The sequence below is a fragment of the Streptomyces acidiscabies genome, from assembly GCF_020010905.1.
Classification (GTDB): domain Bacteria; phylum Actinomycetota; class Actinomycetes; order Streptomycetales; family Streptomycetaceae; genus Streptomyces; species Streptomyces acidiscabies.
In genome coordinates, this window is the sequence record NZ_JAGJBY010000002.1 from 1,361,623 (window position 1) to 1,380,274 (window position 18,652).

An 18,652-nucleotide genomic window follows, 5' to 3' on the forward strand; every position below is an offset into this window, starting at 1 on the left:
TATCCGGGTATGCCGCCATTCGGGTGAACGGCGGCCGTCGCGCTATTCCTTTGTCATGGAGCCGGAATCTGGAGGAGTTTGTCCGGTGAACCAACTCCTCGGCCGGAAACCTTCCCGTTCACGGCGTCCCGGACGAGTTCTCCGGCGACCTGGGCGGGCGTGGCTTTCGGGTGATCCGCCAGAAACAGCGCCGCCGCCCCCGCCGCGTGCGGCGCCGCCATCGACGTACCCGAGTACACCGCACGCCCGGTGTCATTCACGTTCGACGCGGACACGATCGACCCGCCCGGCGCGAACAGGTCCACGGACGAACCGTAGTTCGAATAGCTCAGCCGCGCGTCCTGCCGGTCGGTCGCCCCGACCGTGACCGCCTCCCGCACCCGCCCCGGCGAGTACCCGCCCGCCGGCCGCCCCTCGTTCCCCGCCGCGACCGTGTACGTCACCCCGGCCCGGATCGAGGTGCGTACGGCGGCGTCGAGCGCCGCGTTGGCGGGGCCGCCCAGGCTGAGGTTGGCGACCGCGGGCTTCTTCGCGTGCCGGGTGACCCAGTCGATCCCGGCGATCGTCCGCGCGATGGTCCCGGCGCCGGAGTCGTCCAGGACCCGCACCGACACGACCCGCGCCTTCCGCGCCACGCCCAGCGTCGAGCCCGCGACCGTCGCCGCGACATGCGTACCGTGCCCGTTGCCGTCCCCCGCGTACGGGTCGCCGCCCACGAAGTCCCAGCCGTAACCGGCCCTCCCCGCAAGCTCCTTGTGCGTGATCCGGACCCCGGTGTCGATGACGTACACCGTCACGCCCGCCCCCTGCGAGGCGGGCGCGCGATACGCGCCGTCCAGCGGCAGCGACGGCTGATCGACCCGGTCGAGCCCCCAACTCGCCGGAGCCGGACCCGGAGCCGGACCCGCCTCGACGTCCACCCGCGTGTCCTGGACGACCGACGCCACCCGGGGATCGGCGGCCAGACGCCGGGCCGAGCGCGGATCGGCATGCACGGCACAGCCGTTGAGGACGGTGCCGTACGTGTGGGTCACCCTCGCGCCGTACCCGGCGGCCACCCGGCGGCCCTCCTGCGGGGCCGTCCCCGCTCTCAGCGTGACCAGATAACTGCCCTCCACCGCACCGGACCCACCGGCCCCGACGACGACCCCCTCGGGTACGGCGTGCGCGGTCGTCGAGAGCAGCAGCGCCAGGACGACCGCGCCCAGCCCCGAACTCCCCACCCGTGTCCACCCCATGGGTTCCCCTCCCTGCCCGGCGCCCGCGGCGCCGCCCCGGCCGCACCCCTCCCCGGCACCCTCTCGTGCGCCGGGAGGAGTCACAAGGTGGCCTGCACGGAGGGAATCGGCCATATCGACCGGAGCCGGACGAGGAAAGGGTTGCGGTGTTTTTCGGACGGGACCGCGGGGAGCCATTACCGTCGAAGGGACGACGAGACGCACATCGCGGTGTGTCCCCCCTCTGCATGCGCGACGAGGTGGAAATTGAAGGCGATACGTCGGTTCACCGTCCGGCCCGTACTCCCCGAACCCTTGCGCCCCTTGACCGAGTTGGCCAGAAACCTCAGGTGGTCGTGGCACGAGGAGACCCGTGAACTGTTCCGGTCCGTCGACCCCGAACGCTGGGCCGCGACCGGCGACCCCGTCAGCCTCCTCGGCGGCGTCGGCGCCGAGCGGTTCGCCGAACTGGCCGACGACCGGAGTTTCCTCAGAAGGCTCGACTCCGTCGCCGGGGACCTCGACGACTATGTGAGCAACGGGCGTTGGTACCAGGAACAGCGCGAGGCGGGCGAACTCCCGGCCGCCGTCGCCTACTTCTCGCCCGAGTTCGGCATCACCGCCGCCCTGCCGCAGTACTCCGGCGGGCTCGGCATCCTCGCCGGCGACCACCTCAAGACCGCCAGCGACCTCGGCGTCCCGATCATCGGCGTCGGACTCCTGTACCGGCACGGCTACTTCAGGCAGACCCTGTCCCGGGACGGCTGGCAGCAGGAGCACTACCCCGTCCTCGACCCGCACGAACTCCCCCTCACCCCCCTCCAGGAGACCGACGGCACCCCCGCCCACGTCAGCCTCGCCCTCCCCGGCGGACGCCGCCTGCTCGCCCGCGTCTGGGTCGCGCAGGTCGGCCGCGTACCGCTGCTGCTGCTCGACTCGGACGTCGAGGAGAACGACCTCGGCGAGCGCGGCGTCACCGACCGGCTGTACGGCGGAGGCAGCGAACACCGGCTGCTCCAGGAGATGTTGCTCGGCATCGGGGGCGTGCGTGCCGTGCGCGCCTACTGCCGGATCACCGGGCACCCCGCGCCCGAGGTGTTCCACACCAACGAAGGCCACGCCGGGTTCCTCGGCCTGGAGCGGATCGCCGAACTCCGCGCCGAGGGGCTGGACTTCGCGGCGGGGCTCGAAGCCGTCCGCGCGGGCACCGTGTTCACCACCCACACGCCGGTCCCCGCCGGCATCGACCGGTTCGACCGGGAGCTGGTCGCCCACCACTTCGGCACCGACGCCGAACTCCCCGCCATCGACGTACAGGACGTCCTGAGCCTCGGCATGGAGACGTACCCCGGCGGGGAGCCCAACCTCTTCAACATGGCGGTGATGGGGCTCAGGTTGGCCGGGCGCGCCAACGGGGTCTCGCTGCTCCACGGCAGCGTGAGCCGCGAGATGTTCTCGGGGCTGTGGCCCGGGTTCGACGCGGACGAGGTGCCGATCACCTCCGTCACCAACGGAGTTCACGCGCCGACGTGGGTGGCGCCCGAAATGCTGCGGATCGGGGACGTGTCCGGGGTGCCGGACGGTGAACTGTGGGCGTTGCGCCGGGAGTTGCGCGGGCAGCTGGTGACGGAAGTACGGGAGCGGCTGCGCGCGTCCTGGCGGCAGCGCGGCGCCGGGACCGCCGAACTCGGCTGGATCGACGGGGTGTTGGACCCCGACGTCCTGACCATCGGGTTCGCGCGGCGCGTCCCCTCGTACAAACGCCTCACGCTGATGCTGCGCGACCGCGACCGGCTGATGGAACTCCTGCTCCACCCCGAGCGGCCCCTACAGATCGTCGTCGCGGGCAAGGCGCACCCCGCCGACGACGGAGGCAAGCGGCTCGTCCAGGAGCTGGTGCGGTTCGCCGACGATCCCCGGGTGCGCCACCGGATCGTGTTCCTGCCCGACTACGGCATGGCGATGGCCCGCAAGCTCTACCCCGGCTGCGACATCTGGCTCAACAACCCGCTGCGTCCCCTGGAGGCGTGCGGGACCAGCGGGATGAAGGCCGCGCTCAACGGCTGCCTCAACTTGTCGGTGCTGGACGGCTGGTGGGACGAATGGTTCCAGCCCGACTTCGGCTGGTCGATCCCCACGGCCGACGGGGACGCCATGGACGTGGACCGGCGCGACGACATCGAGGCCGCCGCGCTGTACGACCTCCTGGAGCAGCGCGTCGCCCCCCGCTTCTACGAGCGCGGGCCCGCCGGACTCCCCGACCGCTGGACCGAGATGGTCCGCCAGACCCTGACCCGGCTCGGCCCGAAAGTGCTCGCCGACCGGATGGTCCGCGAGTACGTCGACCGCCTCTACACCCCGGCCGCCCTCGCCCACCGCGCGATGACCCCCGACCGATCCCGCGAACTCGCCGACTGGAAAGGCCGGTTGCGCGCGGGCTGGCACCGGGTCGCCGTCGGCCACGTCGAGACGTCCACCACGACCTCCACCCCCGAACTCGGCTCCACCCTCGCGCTGCGCGTCCGCGTCCGGCTCGGCGAACTCGGCCCCGAGGACGTCCAGGTGCAGGCCCTCTCCGGCCGCGTCGACCCGGACGACCGCATCACGGACGCCACCCCCGTCGCCCTCAAGCCCGTCAACGGGCCCGACGACGAAGGGGGTTGGACGTACGAGGGACCGCTCGCGCTGGACCGGACGGGACCGTTCGGATACACGGTCCGCGTCCTGCCGTCGCACCGACTGCTGGCGTCGGACGCGGAGTTGGGGCTGGTGGCGGTGCCGGCGGAGGAACTGGTGGAAGGGGGCGGGGTGTTGATGAGGTGAGTTATTCGGACACCGGCGCGCACATCGCCTTCAGTACCTTCCCGCACCTGCGTGCGTACGCCAGCTGAAGCCCCCGAACCGCCGGACCCCCCGCCTTCGCGTACCACTTCGCCGCCCTGCTGAACGCCGTCACCGTCAGCCACACCGTCCCGTCCCCCGTGCGGTCCACGAGGAACGACTCCTCGCCGCACTCGGGATGGCCGGTGAGCGTGCCGTACGCCCAGCCCGCGCGCCGGGGTTCCTCCACGGTCCACACGATCCGGCAGGGCGCCTTGATGACCCCGGCGAGGGTGACGGTGACGTCCACGTCGAGCGCGGCGCGTTCGGCGGAGGCGTTGACGCCGACGCCCATCGCGCGGTGCATCTCCCAGGTGAGCACCGCCTCGGAGGCCCGCCGGAACACCGCCTCGCCCTCGCCGAGCCGCGTGCGCTCCCGCAGATGGTGGAAGCCGGGAGGGCAGAAGTGGGGATCGCGGGTCGCGCCCACGTGGTCGTACGAGAAAGGCCGTTCGGACATGGGCGCAAGAGTAGAGCGGCACCCGGGGATGCCTTCGTCCCGGGTGCCGCCCTGTTCACCTGTCCGTGACCACTAGCTGACGTTCACGGCCGACCACGCGGCGGCGACCGTCGCGTACTCGGTGGAGGTCGAGCCGTACAGGGCCGACGCCGCGCTCAGGGTCGCGGTGCGGGCGCCCTTGTAGTTGGTCGTCGAGGTCATGTACGAGGTCAGCGCCTTGTACCAGATCTGGACGGCCTTGGCGCGGCCGATGCCGGTGATCGTGGAGCCGTTGGACGTCGGGGAGTTGTAGGACACCCCGTTGATGGTCTTCGCGCCGCTGCCCTCGGACAGCAGGTAGAAGAAGTGGTTCGCCGGGCCGGACGAGTAGTGCACGTCCAGGTTGCCGAGGGTCGAGGACCAGCTGTCCTTGGACGAGCCGTCCTTGCTGGGCTTGTCCTGGTAGCGCAGCGGGGTGCCGTCGCCGTTGATGTCGATCTTCTCGCCGATGAGGTAGTCACCGGGGTCAGAGGCGTTGTTGGCGTAGAACTCGACGGCGGTGCCGAAGATGTCCGAGGTCGCCTCGTTCAACCCGCCGGACTCGCCGGAGTAGTTGAGGCCCGCGGTGTTGGAGGTGACACCGTGCGTCATCTCGTGCCCGGCGACGTCGAGCGAGGTCAGCGGGTCGGTGTTGCCCGAGCCGTCGCCGTACGTCATGCAGAAGCAGGAGTCGTCCCAGAACGCGTTGACGTACGCGTTGCCGTAGTGGACGCGGGAGTACGCGGCGACGCCGTCGTTCTTGATGCCGCTGCGGCCGAACGTGTTCTTGTAGAAGTCCCAGGTGACCTGCGCGCCGTAGGCGGCGTCGACGGCGGCCGTCTGGTCCGTGGAGGAGCTGGACGCGGTGCCGGTGCCCCACGTGTCGTCCGCGTCGGTGAACAGCGTGCCGGCCGAGGAGGACGTCGCGCGGGCCTTGTTGTACGTCTTGTGGCCGCCGCGGGTGCCGTCGGTCAGGTTGTACGTCGTACCCGACTTGGTGGTGCCCAGCGTGACGGTGCCGGAGTACAGGCTCTTGCCGGTGCCCGTCTCGATGCCCTGCCACTCGTACAGCTTCTTGCCCGTGGCCGCGTCGGTGATGACGTGCAGCTCGTTGGGGGTGCCGTCGTCCTGGAGGCCGCCGACGACGGTCTCGAAGGCGAGGGTCGGGGTGGAGCCGTTGCCGGCCCAGATCACCTTGCGGGGCGCGTTGTCCGCGGTGGTCTCGGCGGAACCGGCCGCCTTGGCGAGGCCGAGGGCCTGCTTCTCGGCGGTGGTCGGGGCGACCTTCGCGGTCAGCGAGGCGACCTTGATGGTGGCCGAGGTCGCCTTGGTGACGCCCTTCTCGGCGCCCGACGGGGTCGCGTGGACGACGAGGTCGCCGCCGAGGACCGGCAGGCCCGCGTAGGTGCGCTCGTAGCGGGTGTGCGTCGTGCCGTCGACGTCCTTGACGACGTCGCGGACGACGAGCGCCTCCTTGGTGCCGAGACCTATCTGCTGCGCGGTCTCGCTCGCGTCGGCCTGCCGGTCCTTGATCAGCGCGGCCCGGTCGGGCGCGGACAGGGACAGCGGGGCGGCGGCGAGGGTCCGGGCGGCCTTGTTGGCGTCGACCTTGGTGTCGGTCGCGTTGGCCGTGGTCAGCCCGGTGGTCAGCAGCGCTCCGGCGGCAACCGCGGTCGCGATGGCCAGCGTGGTGCGCTTGTGACGCGTGTAGACGGGGGTCACACAAGCTCCTTCGTGGGGGAGTCCGGGTGGTCCGGCGATGGGGAGTGCCGGCCGGAGTTGTCGTGAAGTTGTGCGGCGGGTGGGGGAAGAGTGACATCGAGGGCGCGTACATGTCAGGACCCTGAATCGATGTTGGCCGAAAACCGCCTGTCCGGTAAACGTTTCTGGAATGTAAACCGGATCAACTTCGGTAAAGGGGCCACTGGATACCAGTAAGGGACTGGCAAAGAAGTTGCCTGGTAAGGGAGTTGGTCCGCCCTGCATGAGGGGCTCTAGGACGGCCCTTACGCTGCCCTTACGTGCGCAGAATGCCGGAAGGTCGGATTCCGGCCGGTGGAGCGGCGCTTCGACGCGGGGGATGCGCGGTCGGTTCCCGCGGGCCCGGAAGTGATGACCGGAAACGATCGGGCGCCGCCCCCGAGGGAACGGCGCCCGACGTTCAGAGCATCACCGGCTTACGGGAAGGTGACCTTCCAGCTGTTGATCTGCCCGGTGTCCCGCGCCGCCTGGTCCTGGACGCGCAACTGCCAGGTCCCGTTGGCCGTTTCGGTGGACGCGTTGACCGTGTACGTCGCCACCACGTTGTCCGCCGAGTCCGACGAGCTGAACGCCTTCAGCAGGTACGTCGTCCCGCTCGGCCCCACCAGGTTGATCGCCAGGTCGCCCCGGAAGGTGTGCGTGATGTCCACCGACACCGACAGGTTGGACGGCGCGTTGCCGGTCCGCCCGGTCACCGCGATCGACGAGTTGACCGCCGCCCCGTTGTCCGGGATCGCCACGACGGTGCCGTTCTCGTACGAGGTGCCGGTCCCGCCACCGCCGCCGCCCGTCGAGCGCGCGCCGACCGCGATCGCCGCCCACGCGTCCTGTACGGCGCGGTACTCGGCCGACGTCGTGCCGTACAGCTCACCGGCCGCCGCCAGCGTGCCCGTGCGCGCGCCCGCGTAGTTGGTGTTCGTCGTGAACTTCGTGGCCAGCGCCCGGAACCAGATCTTCTCCGCCTTGTCCCGGCCGATGCCGGTCACCGGAAGCCCGTCCGAGGTGGCCGAGTTGTAGGTGACACCGTTGATCGTCTTGGTGCCGCTGCCCTCGCTCAGCAGGTAGAAGAAGTGGTTCGCGGGACCCGACGAGTAGTGCACGTCGAGACCGCCGAGACCGGAGTACCAACTGTCCCTGGACGAGCCGTCCTTGCTCGGCTTGTCCATGTAACGCAGCGGCGTGCCGTTGCCGTTGATGTCGATCTTCTCGCCGATGAGGTAATCGCCCACGTCCGAGGCGCTGTTGGCGTAGAACTCCACCGACGTCCCGAAGATGTCGGAGGTTGCCTCGTTCAGGCCGCCCGACTCCCCGCTGTACACCAGGCGCGCGGTGTTGGCCGTCACGCCGTGCGACATCTCGTGCCCGGCCACGTCCAGCGACGTCAGCGGCTTGTTGTTGCCCGCGCCGTCGCCGTACGTCATGCAGAAGCAGGAGTCCTGCCAGAACGCGTTGACGTACGCGTTGCCGTAGTGCACCCGCGAGTACGCCCCGACGCCGTCACCCTTGATGCCGTTGCGGCCGTGGACGTTCTTGTAGTAGTCCCACGTCACCGCCGCCCCGTAGTGCGCGTCGGCGCCCGCGGTCTCCGCGTTGGCCGGCAGCCCGTTGCCCCACGTGTCGTCCGGACCGGAGAACAGCGTCCCGGTGCCCGACGAACCCCGGTTCAGGTTGTACGTCTTGTGGTTGCCGCGCGCGGCGTCGGTCAGGTTGTACGTCGACCCCGACTGTGTCGTCCCCAGCGTCACCGAACCGCTGTACATCGTGTTGCCGATGCCGTTCTCGACGGCCTGGTACTCGTACAGCTTCTGGCCCGTGTTCGCGTCCGTGATCACGTGCAGCTCGTTCGGCGTGCCGTCGTGCTGGAGGCCGCCGACGACCGTTTCGTACGCGAGCGTCGGGGTGCCGTTCGCCGCCCAGACCACCTTGCGGGGCGCCCGGTTGGTGTCCGCCTTCTCGGCGCCTTCCGCCGTCGCGCGCGACAGGGCCTGCTTCTCGGCCGCGTTCGCCGCGATCTTCGGGGTGAGGGAGGCGACCTTCACGGCCGCGTTCGTCGCCTTGACGACGCCCTGCGTGACACCGGCCGCGTTCTCCTTCACGACCAGGTCGCCGCCGAGCACCGGCAGACCGGCGTACGTGCGCTCGTAGCGGGTGTGCGTCGTGCCGTCGGCGTCCTTCACGACGTCCCGCGCGATCAGCGCCTCCTGGGCGCCCAGGCCCAGGCTCTTCGCCGTCGCCGTCTTGCTCGCGTCCGCGTCGCGCAGCAACTCCGCGCGCTGCGAGGGGGTCAGGCGGATCGACTCGGTCTTCGTCGCCGACGACTCGGGGGCCGCCGTCGCCGCGCCGGACTGGATCGCCGTCGCGACAAGAGCCGCCACGCCCAACAGGGCCGCGGCGGCTGTTCTGCGATAGGGGGAGGTGCGTCTGGGGGTGGTACTGCTGCTCACCACTGAACTCCTTCGGGGAGACCGTCGGTCAACTGGTGTGGTGGTGCTGTGGGGTTGCTGTGCAGCGGTTGTGGGAAGGGTGGCAGGAGAGTGGGGGTTGTGTCAGGAGCACCTCAACAAGTTGGCCGGAAACCCTTTGTTGACCGACGCTTGGGGATCTCTGTACGCGGGGGGTCCGGGGGGCCGGGGCTCCAGCTGGGGCCGTGGAGAAACCGCAGGTAGTAGGACCATCGGACGAGCGGGTACCGGCCGAAACTCAGTGGGCGTTGTCAGTGCCGGTCCGTAGGCTCGCGAGCGTGACGTCAGTGAAGCCTGCCTCGGAGAAACGGCCCCCGGAACAGCCGGCCGTACGAACGCTGCTGCGGCTGTGGCCGTACGTACGGCCCGCGCGGGCGCGGCTGTTCAGCGCCGCGTTCGTCGCCGTGCTGGCCTCCTGCGTCGGGCTCGTCATCCCCCTCGTCCTGAAGTGGATGGTCGACGGGCCCATCGCCTCCCGCGACACGCGGGGCGTCTGGCTCGGGGCGCTCTGGCTGCTCCTCCTCGGGTTCGCCGAGGCGCTGCTCTTCGGGCTGCGGCGGTGGCTCGTCGCGCGGCCCCTGTCCCACGTCGAGGCATCGATGCGGGCCGACCTCTACCGGCACCTCCAGCGGCTGCCCGTCTCCTTCCACGACCGGTGGGCCTCCGGCCAGCTCCTCTCCCGCGCGACCACCGACCTCATGCTCCTGCGCATGTTCCTCGCGTTCCCCCTGACCTTCCTCTTCGTCAACGCCGTCACCATCCTCGTCGGCGTCGTCATCATGCTCCTCCAGGACTGGACCCTCGGGCTCGTCATCCTCGGGCCCGCGATCCCCGTCGTCCTGGTCTGCGTCGTCTTCGAGTCCCGGTACGCGCGCGTGGCCCGCCTCGCCCAGGACCAGGTCGGCGACCTGACGACCGTCGTCGAGGAGAGCGTCCTCGGGGTCCGGATCATCAAGGGGTTCGGCCGCCACCGCAGCCAGGCCCGGGTGTTCCGCGAACTGGCGGGGACCCTGCGAGGCACCGAGCTGCGCAAGGGGCGGCTGCTGGCGGCGATCTGGGGGGTCATCGTGACGCTGCCGGAGGTCGCCATCGGGGTGGCGCTGGTGGTGGGGGTGGTGCAGGTGGCCGACGGGGGCTTGTCGGCGGGGACGCTGGTGGCGTTCCTGTCGACGGCGCTGGCGTTGCGGTGGCCGGTGGAGTCGATCGGGTTCCTGCTGGCGATGAGCCAGGAGGCGGCTACTGCTACGGCTCGGTATTTCGAGGTGATGGATGAGGAGGCGGAGGGGGTTTCCGGCGGGGGTGGGGTCGGCGGTTTCGTGAAGGGTGCGGTGCGCGGGGGCGGGGTGAATGGTGCTGTGGCGGCGGCCGGAGGTGCTGGCGGCGGGGGTGCGGCCGGTGGGGCGGTGCCGGTGGAGGACAGGGCCGCTCCGGGCGGCGGGGCCGGTGACGTCGGGCGGGACGCGGTGGGAGCTGGGGCCGAAGGCGTGGGCGTCGGCTTCGGCTTCGGGAAGGACGCGGCGGCTCTCGGCGGTGGGGTTCGGGGAGCCGCTGACGGCGACCCGGTGGCTTCCGTCGGCGGGGTCCGGCAGCCGGGCGGAGTTCCGGCGCGGCTGCCGGTCGTGGCCGGGGGCGATTCCGCGAGGGCGGCTCGTGCGGACGCGGCGGTCGTCGATGGTGGTTTGCGGTTCGATGGGGTCTCCTTTCGGTATCCCGACGCCGATCCCGACTCGCCGCCCGTCCTCGCGCGGATCGACCTGCACATCCGGCCCGGTGAGTCCCTCGCGCTCGTCGGGGCGACCGGGAGTGGGAAGACGACGCTCACCGCGCTCGTGCCGCGCATGTACGACGCCACCGGTGGGCGGATCACCCTCGACGGGGACGACATCGAGGGGATGACCCGGGAGGAGCTGCGGTCCCGGGTCGCCGTCGCCTTCGAGGAGCCGACGCTGTTCTCGGCCAGCGTCGGGGAGAACGTACTGATGGGCGGAGCCGACGGCGACCTCGCGCGGGCGCTGGACGTCGCCCAGGCCGGCTTCGTGTACGACCTTCCCGGCGGCGTCGACACACAGGTCGGCGAGCAGGGGCTCAGCCTCTCCGGGGGCCAGCGCCAGCGCCTCGCGCTCGCACGCGCGGTCGTCGGACGGCCACCGTTCCTCGTCCTCGACGACCCGCTGTCCGCGCTGGACGTCCACACGGAGGCGGCGGTGGAAGCGGCACTCCGCCACGTCCTCGCGGACACGACCGCACTGATCGTCGCCCACCGCCCGTCGACGGTCCTGCTCGCGGACCGGGTGGCGCTGCTCTCGGAGGGACGGATCAAGGCGGTGGGCACGCATCAGGAGCTGTTGCGGACGAATGCGGAGTACGCGCACTTGATGGCAGGCGCCGAGCACCCCTCACTCTCCGATGAATCCCCCCTGGACCAGGAGGACGTCCGCCGATGACCGCCCCCACGACGACCCCGGCGCCCACGGCCCCCGCGCCCGACCCCTTCGACCAGGACGACCTCCCCACCCCGCCCGGTGCCACCGGCATCCTGCTGCGGTCGCTGCTCGCGCCCATGAAGGTCCGCGCGAGCCTCACCGCGCTGCTCCTCCTCGTCCAGCAGGCCGCCGTACAGATCGGCCCCCTGCTCGTCGCGTACGCGATCGACACCGCCGTACCCGCGTACCGGAACGGCGACAACGGGCCGTTGATCGCGGCCGGGGCCGGGTACCTGGGCGGCGCCCTGCTCTCCGGCGTCCTCCAGTACGCGTTCATCAACGCCTCCGCCCGCGTCAACCAGGACGTCCTGCTGGACCTGCGCGGCAGGATCTTCCGCCACGCGCAGGCGCTGAGCGTCGACTTCCACGAGCGGTACACGTCGGGCCGCCTGATCTCCCGGTCCACGACGGACGTCGAGTCGCTGCGGGAACTCCTCAGCGAGGGCCTCCAGGAACTCGTCACCGTCATCCTGTCGTTCGTCTACATCTCGGCGATGCTGCTCTGGCTGGACCTCGGCCTCGGCGCGGTCGCCGTCGCCTCGTTCGGCCCGCTGTACCTGATGATCCGGATGTACCGCCGCCGGGTGGGCCGCGTGTACGGCAGGCGGTCGACGGCCATCGCCTCGGTGATCGTCAAGTTCGTCGAGACGATGAACGGCATCCGCCCGGTCCGCGCGTTCCGCAGGGAGGCCGTGAACGACGCCGAGTTCGCGGCCCTGAACCGCGCGCACGAACGCTCCAACGGCGACGCCCTGCTGGAGATGGCGCGGTACGTCACCGGCTCCCGCCTGATCGCGAACACGGCCGTCGCGGTGATCGTCCTGTGGGGCGCGTACCGCGTCTCGGACGGCTCGCTCGAACTCGGCGTGCTCGCGGCGGCGGTCCTGTACCTGCGCCGCCTGTACGACCCGATCGACCGGCTCGGCATGTTCCTCAACTCGTACCAGTCCGCCGCCGCCTCCCTGGAGAAGATCGCCGGACTCCTCGCCCAGACCCCGTCCGTCCCGGAACCGGCGGACCCCCGCGAACTGCCCGTACGGCAGGGCGAGATCCCGGGCCGCACGGTCGAGTTCGACGGCGTCTCCTTCGGCTACCGCACCGGCGGCGAGATCCTGCCCCGCTTCGACCTGACCCTCCCGGCCGGCCAGACCGTTGCGGTCGTCGGCTCGACCGGCGCGGGCAAGTCGACGCTCGCGAAACTCCTCGCCCGCTTCTACGACCCGTCCGCAGGCCGCGTCACCCTCGACGGCGTCGACCTGCGCGACCTCCCCGTACCCGAACTGCGGCGCGGCGTCGTCATGGTGACCCAGGAGGCGTTCCTGTTCTCCGGCACCGTCGCCGAGAACATCGCGATCGGCCGTCCCGACGCCACCCGCGAGGAGATCGAGCGCGCCGCGAAGGCCATCGGCGCCCACGAGTTCATCAGCGCCCTGCCCGACGGCTACGACACGGACGTCCGCAAGCGCGGCGGCCGGATCTCCGCCGGCCAGCGCCAACTCGTCGCGTTCGCACGGGCGTTGCTCGCCGACCCGGCCGTACTCATCCTCGACGAGGCCACCAGCTCCCTCGACATCCCCGGCGAACAGGCCGTCCAGCGCGCCATGTCGACGGTCCTGCGCGGCCGTACCGCCGTCGTCATCGCGCACCGGCTGTCCACCGTCGAGATCGCCGACCGGGTGCTCGTCATGGAGCGGGGCAGGATCGTCGAGGACGGCCCCCCGGCCGAACTGATCGCCGGGACAGGCCAGTTCGCGGGCCTGCACCGCGCCTGGCGCGACAGCCTGGTGGCCGGCACGGGGGAGGGCCTGTGATCGACGCGTACGCCGATCCGGGGACGCCGGACTGCAAGGGCGGCGCCGGGTACCTGTGGTGGCTGACCCGATGCCAGCTCGGACGCGCCCTCGCCGGGGCGGCGCTGGCGTCCGTGTGGATGGTCCTCCTCGCGGCGACTCCCTGGATGATCTCCAAGGCCGTGGACGAGGGACTCGAACCCGGCGACCTGGGCGCGCTCGTCTGGTGGAGCACCGCGCTCTTCGTCGTCGGCGCGTTCAACGCGTGGCTCAGCATCATGCGGCACCGCACGATGACGCGGCTGCGGATGGATGCCAACTACCGCACGGTGAAGGTCGTGGTGCGCCAGGCCGTACGGCTCGGCGCCGCGCTGCCCCGGCGGACGGGCGCGGGAGAGGTCGTCACCATCGGGGTGGGCGACGTCCAGACCATCGCGTTCGCCCTGACCCCTATCGGGCCGGGGATCGGGGCGATCGTCATGTACGTCGTCGTCGCGGCCCTCCTGCTGGACGTCTCGCCGCTGCTCGCCGTCGTCGTCCTCACCGGCATGCCCGTACTCGCCCTGCTCGTCGGGCCGTTGATGGCCCGGCTCCAGGGCGCGGAGACCGAGTACCGCGAACGCCAGCGGCTGCTGACCGCGCGCATCGGGGACCTCGCGGGCGGGCTGCGCGTCCTCAACGGCCTCGGCGGCAAAGGGCTGTTCGCGGACGGGTTCCGGCGGGACTCCACGCGCCTGCGCGAACAGGGGTACCGGGTCGGCGCGGTGACGAGCTGGATCCAGGCGCTCGGGGTCGGGCTGCCGACGCTGTTCCTGTCCGTGGTGACCTGGCTCGCCGCGCGCCTCGCCGCGCAGGGGGAGATCACGGTCGGCCAACTCGTGTCCGTGTACGGGTTCGTGGCCGTCCTCGTCGTGCCCGTGTCCTTCCTCGTCGAGCTGGGGTACCAGCTGAGCCGGGGGGTCGTCGCGGCGCGGCGGGTCGTACGGCTGCTGGAGCAGGAACCCGATCCGGACGTGCCGTCCGCCGAAGCGCCCCTCGGCGCCGCCGAGTTGTACGACCCCGTGTCCGGCGTGCGGGTCCGGCCCGGCGAGTCGACCGCCGTCGTCTGCGCGCGGCCCGCCGACGGCGCCGTGATCGTCGACCGGCTCGGGCGGTATCTGCCGTCCGACGTCATGTGGGGCGAAGTCCGGCTGGACTCCGTGCCGTTGGCGTCCGTGCGGGCGCGGATCCTCGTCGCCGACAACGAGGCCGACCTCTTCGCCGAGACACTGCGCGAGATGGTGTCGGGGCGGGAGGCGCGTGACGTCGAGGAGATCACGCGGGCCGTGTGGGGTGCCGCGTCCGAGGACATCGTGCGCGGGCTGCCGGACGGGCTCGACTCCGCCGTCTCCGCGCGGGGGCGCAACCTCTCCGGGGGCCAGCGCCAACGCGTGCGCCTCGTACGGGCGTTGCTCGCCGACCCCGAGGTGCTGCTCGCCGTCGAACCGACATCGGCACTCGACGCCCACACGGAGGCGGCGATCGCCGCGCGGCTGCGGGAGGGGAGGGCGGGGAGGACGACGGTGGTGACCTCCACGTCGCCGTTGCTGCTGGACCGGGTGGACCGGGTGCAGTACGTGGTGGAGGGGCGGGTGGTCGGGGTGGGGACGCATCGGGAGCTGCTCGAAGGGGAGGCGGGGTACCGGGAGTTGGTGGCTCGGGACGCGGGGGCGGAGTACGCGGGAGAGGTGGTCCGGTGATGGCGGGGGAGTGTTGGCGGGGGCTGGAACGGGGCGTGGGGGATCGGGAGTTGGGCGGTCGGGTCGGCCTGGTGGCCCGGGTCGCTCCGGTGGTTCGCGTCGGCCGGGCGGTTCGGGTCGGTTCGGTGAGAGGAGCGGTTCTGTGAGCGGCGGCGAGAACTCCGGGCGGTTGCCCATTGCCGGGGCCCGTGAAGTCCGGCGCGCCGTCGGGCGGTTGGTGCGTGCCGATCGCCGTGCGCTCGGGATCGTCGTCGGCGTCAATGTGCTCGCCGCCCTCGTGGGGCTCGTCGGGCCCTGGCTGCTCGGGCGGATCATCGACGAGGTGCGCGACGGGGCCGGGGTCGAGACGGTGGACCGGCTCGCGTTCGGGATCCTCGTCGCCGCCGTCGCCCAACTGCTGCTCGCGCGCTGGGGGCGGTACGTCGCGCACCGGTTCGGGGAGCGGACGCTCGCCCGCGTGCGCGAGGAGTTCGTGGACCGGGCGCTCGCGCTGCCCGCGTCCGTCGTCGAACGCGCCGGGACCGGCGACCTCACCACGCGCGGCACCGCCGACGTGGCGAGCGTCGGGACGACCCTGCGCGACGCCTGGCCCGAGATCATGGTCGGCAGCGCGCAGGCCCTGTTCCTGCTGGCCGCCGTCTTCTTCGTCGACCCGCTCCTCGGCCTCGTCGCCGCGCTCGGGCTCGCGCCGATCTGGGCCGGCGTGCGCTGGTACCTGCGGCGCGCCCGCACCGCCTACCTCGCCGAGGGCGCGGCCACCTCCGAGGTCTCCGAGATCCTCGCCGAGACCGCCGGCGGCGCCCGCACGGTTGAGGCGTTCCGCCTCGGCGAACGACGAACGGCGGCCAGCCGTACGGCACTTCACGAGTCCAAGCGCACCCGCTTCCACACCCTCTACCTGCGCACCGTCTTCTTCCCGATCGTCGAGGTGTCGTACGCCCTGCCCCTGTCGGCGATCCTGGTCCTCGGCGGCGTCCTGCACGCGCACGGGGCGATGAGCGTCGGCGCGGTCGTCACCGCGACCCTCTACACCCGCCAGTTCTTCGAACCCATCGACCAGGTGATCATCAAGGTCGAGCAACTCCAGTCCAGCGGGGCCTCGTTCGCCCGCGTCGAGGGGATCGCGCAGGCGCCGGGGGCGGCGAAGGAGGACGCGCCGACGCCGGTGGACGACCGTATCGACGTGACCGGCGTGCGGTTCGCGTACGAGCGGGGCGGCGAGGTCCTGCGCGGCGTCGACCTCACGGTCCGCCCCGGCGAACGGCTCGCCGTGGTCGGCCCGTCCGGCGCGGGCAAGACGACGCTCAGCCGCCTGCTCGCGGGCGTGGACGCGCCCACGGAAGGCACGGTCACCGTCGGCGGCGTCCCCGTCGCCGGCCTCGGCCCCGAACAACTCCGCCGCCAGGTCGTCCTCGTCACGCAGGAGCACCACGTCTTCCTCGGCACGGTCCGCGACAACCTCCGCATCGCCGAACCCGGCGCGAGCGACGAGGAGTTGTGGGCGGCGCTGCATGCGGTGGGGGCGGGGGAGTGGGTACGCGACCTCCCCGGCGGGCTGGACGCCGAACTGGGCACGGGCGCACGTACGTTGGACGGCTCCCAGGCCCAACAGCTCGCGCTGGCACGGGTGGTGCTGGCCGATCCGCACACCCTCATCCTCGACGAGGCGACAGCCCTCCTGGACCCCACCACGGCCCGCCACACCGAACGCGCCCTCGCGGCCGTCCTCAAGAACCGCACGGTCATCGCGATCGCGCACCGCCTCCACACGGCCCACGACGCGGACCGCGTCGCGGTGATGGAGGGGGGCCGCCTGACGGAACTGAGCACACACGAGGAACTGATGAACGCCGGGGGAGCGTACGCGGACCTGTGGGGGACGTGGCACGGGGAGCGGGTGGGGGTGGAGTGAGGGACCCCGCGCGCGGATCAGCCGAGGATCTTCCGTTCGTACGCCACCGCGACCGCCGCCGCCCGGTCGTTGACGCCCAACTTGGCGTAGAGGTGGGCGAGGTGGGTCTTCACGGTGGCCTCGCTGATGAACAGCTCGCGGGCGATCTCCCGGTTCGACGTGCCCTTCGCGACGAGGGCGAGCACTTCGCGTTCCCGTGCGGAGAGGGGCTCGGTCGTGGGGGTGCGTACGGCGCTGACGAGCCTTGTCGCGACCGCCGGGGACAGGACCGTACGGCCGTCCGCCGCCGCCCTGACCGCCGTGAACAGTTCGTCGCGCGGGGCGTCCTTGAGGAGGTAGCCGGTCGCGCCCGCCTCGATCGCGGGGAGCGTGTCGGAGTCGGTGTCGTACGTCGTGAGGACGAGCACCTTCGCGCGGGCTCCCGTACGGGTGAGGCGCGCGATCGCCTCGACCCCTCCGCCGCCCGGCATCCGCAGGTCCATCAGGATCACGTCGGGGTCGAGCGCGGCGGCCTTCTCGACGGCCTCGACGCCGTTCGCGGCCTCGCCGAGGACCCGGAAGCCGGAGGCCGAGGCGAACATGCCGCGCAGGCCGTCGCGTACGACGGGGTGGTCGTCGACGATGAGGAGGGAGATCTGCCGGGCGTCCGGCGTGCGGTCATCGGTCATGGCGGACCAACGGTACGCGAGCCGACAGTGCCGTGCCCTGGCCCGGTTCCGACTCGACCGTGAAGGAGCCCGCGATGCGCTCGGCGCGGGCGCGCATGCCGTCGAGGCCGAAGCCTCCGGCGCGGGTGCGCTCGGGGAGGGCGAGGGGGGCGAAGCCGCGGCCGTCGTCGCGGATGTCGAGGATCACCTCGTCGGTGAGGAAGCTGAGGGTGACGCCGAGGCGGCTCGCGCGCGCGTGCCGGGCCGCGTTCGAGAGGGCCTCCTGGGTGATGCGCAGGAGCGTCGCGGAGACCTCGTCGTGGAGTTGCTCCACCACCCCGGTGACGGTGAACTCGGCCCGTACGCCCGTGCGTTCGCCCCACTCCGTGACCGTGCCCTTCAGCGCCTCGGGCAGTCCCGCGTCGGCCAGCGCGACCGGCGCGAGGTTGTGCACCGAACGCCGGGCCTCGCCGAGGCTGTGCCGGGCGAGATCGATCGCGCGGACGGTGTGCTCGCGCGCCGCCGCCGCGTCCGGCGTGTTCGTCACGACCTGGAGCTGGGCGATGATGCCGGTCAGGCCCTGCGCGATGGTGTCGTGGATCTCGGCGGCGAGGCGCCTGCGCTCGTCGGCGACTCCGGCCTCCCGCGCCTGGACGAGGAGTTGGGCGTGCAGGGCGGCGTTCTCGTCGAGGGCCTGCTGGAGGGCGGCGTTGGTGCGTTCGAGCTCGGAGATGGTGGCGGAGCGTTCGACGGCGCGGCGCGCGTCCTGCTCGGTGAGGTGGGCGATCACCGCCTGGAGCGCGAACTGGAAGAGCAGCAGCGCCATGAACACGGCCCACTGGCCGATGTTCTTCGGCGGCATCCCGCCGGCCTGCGCGCCCGCCACCGGGACCGCGCTGGCGAACAGGCCGGCCCTGCGCCATCTGCCGGGGAGCAGTTCGTCGGAGTCCATGTAGCCGGTGGCCGCGTAGAACGCGAAGAACGGGTTGAGCAGCGTGAGCGCGAAGGCGAGCGCCCAGCGCAGGACGTAGTACGCCGTCCCGGCCGGGGAGGGGGTCCGGCCCCGGTCGGGGCGGCGGTGGCGGGTGGTGTGCCACCAGAGCTGGAGCAGGACCGCGGCGACGACCAGGCCTGCCGCGGCGTACCGCGCGGCGGGGCCCGCCATGAGCCCGGCGGCGATGGTCGAGAGGACGACGCTGATGCCGAGCATCCCGTACGGTCCCCAGACGTGGAGTTGCTCCCATCGTCTGTCGATCTGCGTGTCCTGCGTGCTCATGGGCCCA

General features: G+C 71.8%; 11 protein-coding genes. 5 read left to right on the top strand and 6 right to left on the bottom strand.

Annotated elements, in window-relative coordinates; translation table 11 throughout:
- Positions 1–53: 53 nt before the first annotated feature.
- On the bottom strand, positions 54–1,238 hold the full coding sequence (locus J8M50_RS33105) for a S8 family peptidase (protein WP_010350049.1): 1,185 nt from the start codon (positions 1,236–1,238) through the stop codon (positions 54–56).
- A gap of 246 nt (positions 1,239–1,484) precedes the next feature.
- Between J8M50_RS33105 and glgP the strand changes: the two genes are divergently transcribed.
- Positions 1,485–4,040: an alpha-glucan family phosphorylase gene (gene glgP, locus J8M50_RS33110; RefSeq protein WP_010350048.1), complete on the top strand. Its 2,556-nt coding sequence runs from the start codon at positions 1,485–1,487 to the stop codon at positions 4,038–4,040.
- A gap of 1 nt (position 4,041) precedes the next feature.
- Here glgP and J8M50_RS33115 read toward each other — a convergent pair whose 3' ends face one another.
- The 3 genes from J8M50_RS33115 to J8M50_RS33125 form a co-directional block, all read right to left on the bottom strand.
- Entirely contained in the window at positions 4,042–4,557 is a 516-nt protein-coding gene (locus tag J8M50_RS33115) for a DUF1990 domain-containing protein (RefSeq protein WP_010350047.1), read from the bottom strand.
- A 72-nt stretch (positions 4,558–4,629) separates the two neighbouring features.
- The gene (locus tag J8M50_RS33120) at positions 4,630–6,297 is read right to left on the bottom strand and encodes a M4 family metallopeptidase (protein ID WP_010350046.1); all 1,668 of its coding nucleotides are present in this window, start codon (positions 6,295–6,297) and stop codon (positions 4,630–4,632) included.
- A 455-nt stretch (positions 6,298–6,752) separates the two neighbouring features.
- Complete coding sequence (locus J8M50_RS33125) at positions 6,753–8,780, bottom strand: M4 family metallopeptidase (RefSeq protein ID WP_029183322.1); 2,028 nt, start codon at positions 8,778–8,780, stop codon at positions 6,753–6,755.
- Between the two features lie 305 nt (positions 8,781–9,085).
- Here J8M50_RS33125 and J8M50_RS33130 point away from each other — a divergent pair, with 305 nt between their 5' ends.
- The 4 genes from J8M50_RS33130 to J8M50_RS33145 all read left to right on the top strand — a co-directional run bounded on the left by J8M50_RS33130 (position 9,086) and on the right by J8M50_RS33145 (position 16,722).
- The gene (locus J8M50_RS33130) at positions 9,086–11,242 is read left to right on the top strand and encodes an ABC transporter ATP-binding protein (RefSeq protein WP_010350044.1); all 2,157 of its coding nucleotides are present in this window, start codon (positions 9,086–9,088) and stop codon (positions 11,240–11,242) included.
- Positions 11,239–13,092 carry an ABC transporter ATP-binding protein gene (locus J8M50_RS33135; protein WP_010350043.1) on the top strand — a complete coding sequence of 618 codons (1,854 nt, stop codon included), beginning with the start codon at positions 11,239–11,241 and terminating at the stop codon, positions 13,090–13,092. Before J8M50_RS33130 ends, J8M50_RS33135 begins: the two co-directional genes overlap by 4 nt.
- Positions 13,089–14,810, top strand: a complete 1,722-nt coding sequence (locus J8M50_RS33140) for an ABC transporter transmembrane domain-containing protein (protein ID WP_010350042.1) — start codon at positions 13,089–13,091, stop codon at positions 14,808–14,810. Before J8M50_RS33135 ends, J8M50_RS33140 begins: the two co-directional genes overlap by 4 nt.
- Positions 14,811–14,952: 142 nt before the next feature.
- Positions 14,953–16,722, top strand: coding sequence for an ABC transporter ATP-binding protein (locus J8M50_RS33145; protein ID WP_010350041.1), 1,770 nt, complete (start codon positions 14,953–14,955; stop codon positions 16,720–16,722).
- A 17-nt stretch (positions 16,723–16,739) separates the two neighbouring features.
- On the opposite strand, the gene J8M50_RS33150 is transcribed toward J8M50_RS33145, so the two are convergent.
- Positions 16,740–17,390 (bottom strand): response regulator, encoded by a 651-nt coding sequence (locus J8M50_RS33150; RefSeq protein WP_010350040.1) that lies wholly within the window; start codon positions 17,388–17,390, stop codon positions 16,740–16,742.
- The gene (locus tag J8M50_RS33155) at positions 17,380–18,645 is read right to left on the bottom strand and encodes a sensor histidine kinase (RefSeq protein WP_010350039.1); all 1,266 of its coding nucleotides are present in this window, start codon (positions 18,643–18,645) and stop codon (positions 17,380–17,382) included. Before J8M50_RS33155 ends, J8M50_RS33150 begins: the two co-directional genes overlap by 11 nt.
- Positions 18,646–18,652 lie beyond the last annotated feature (7 nt).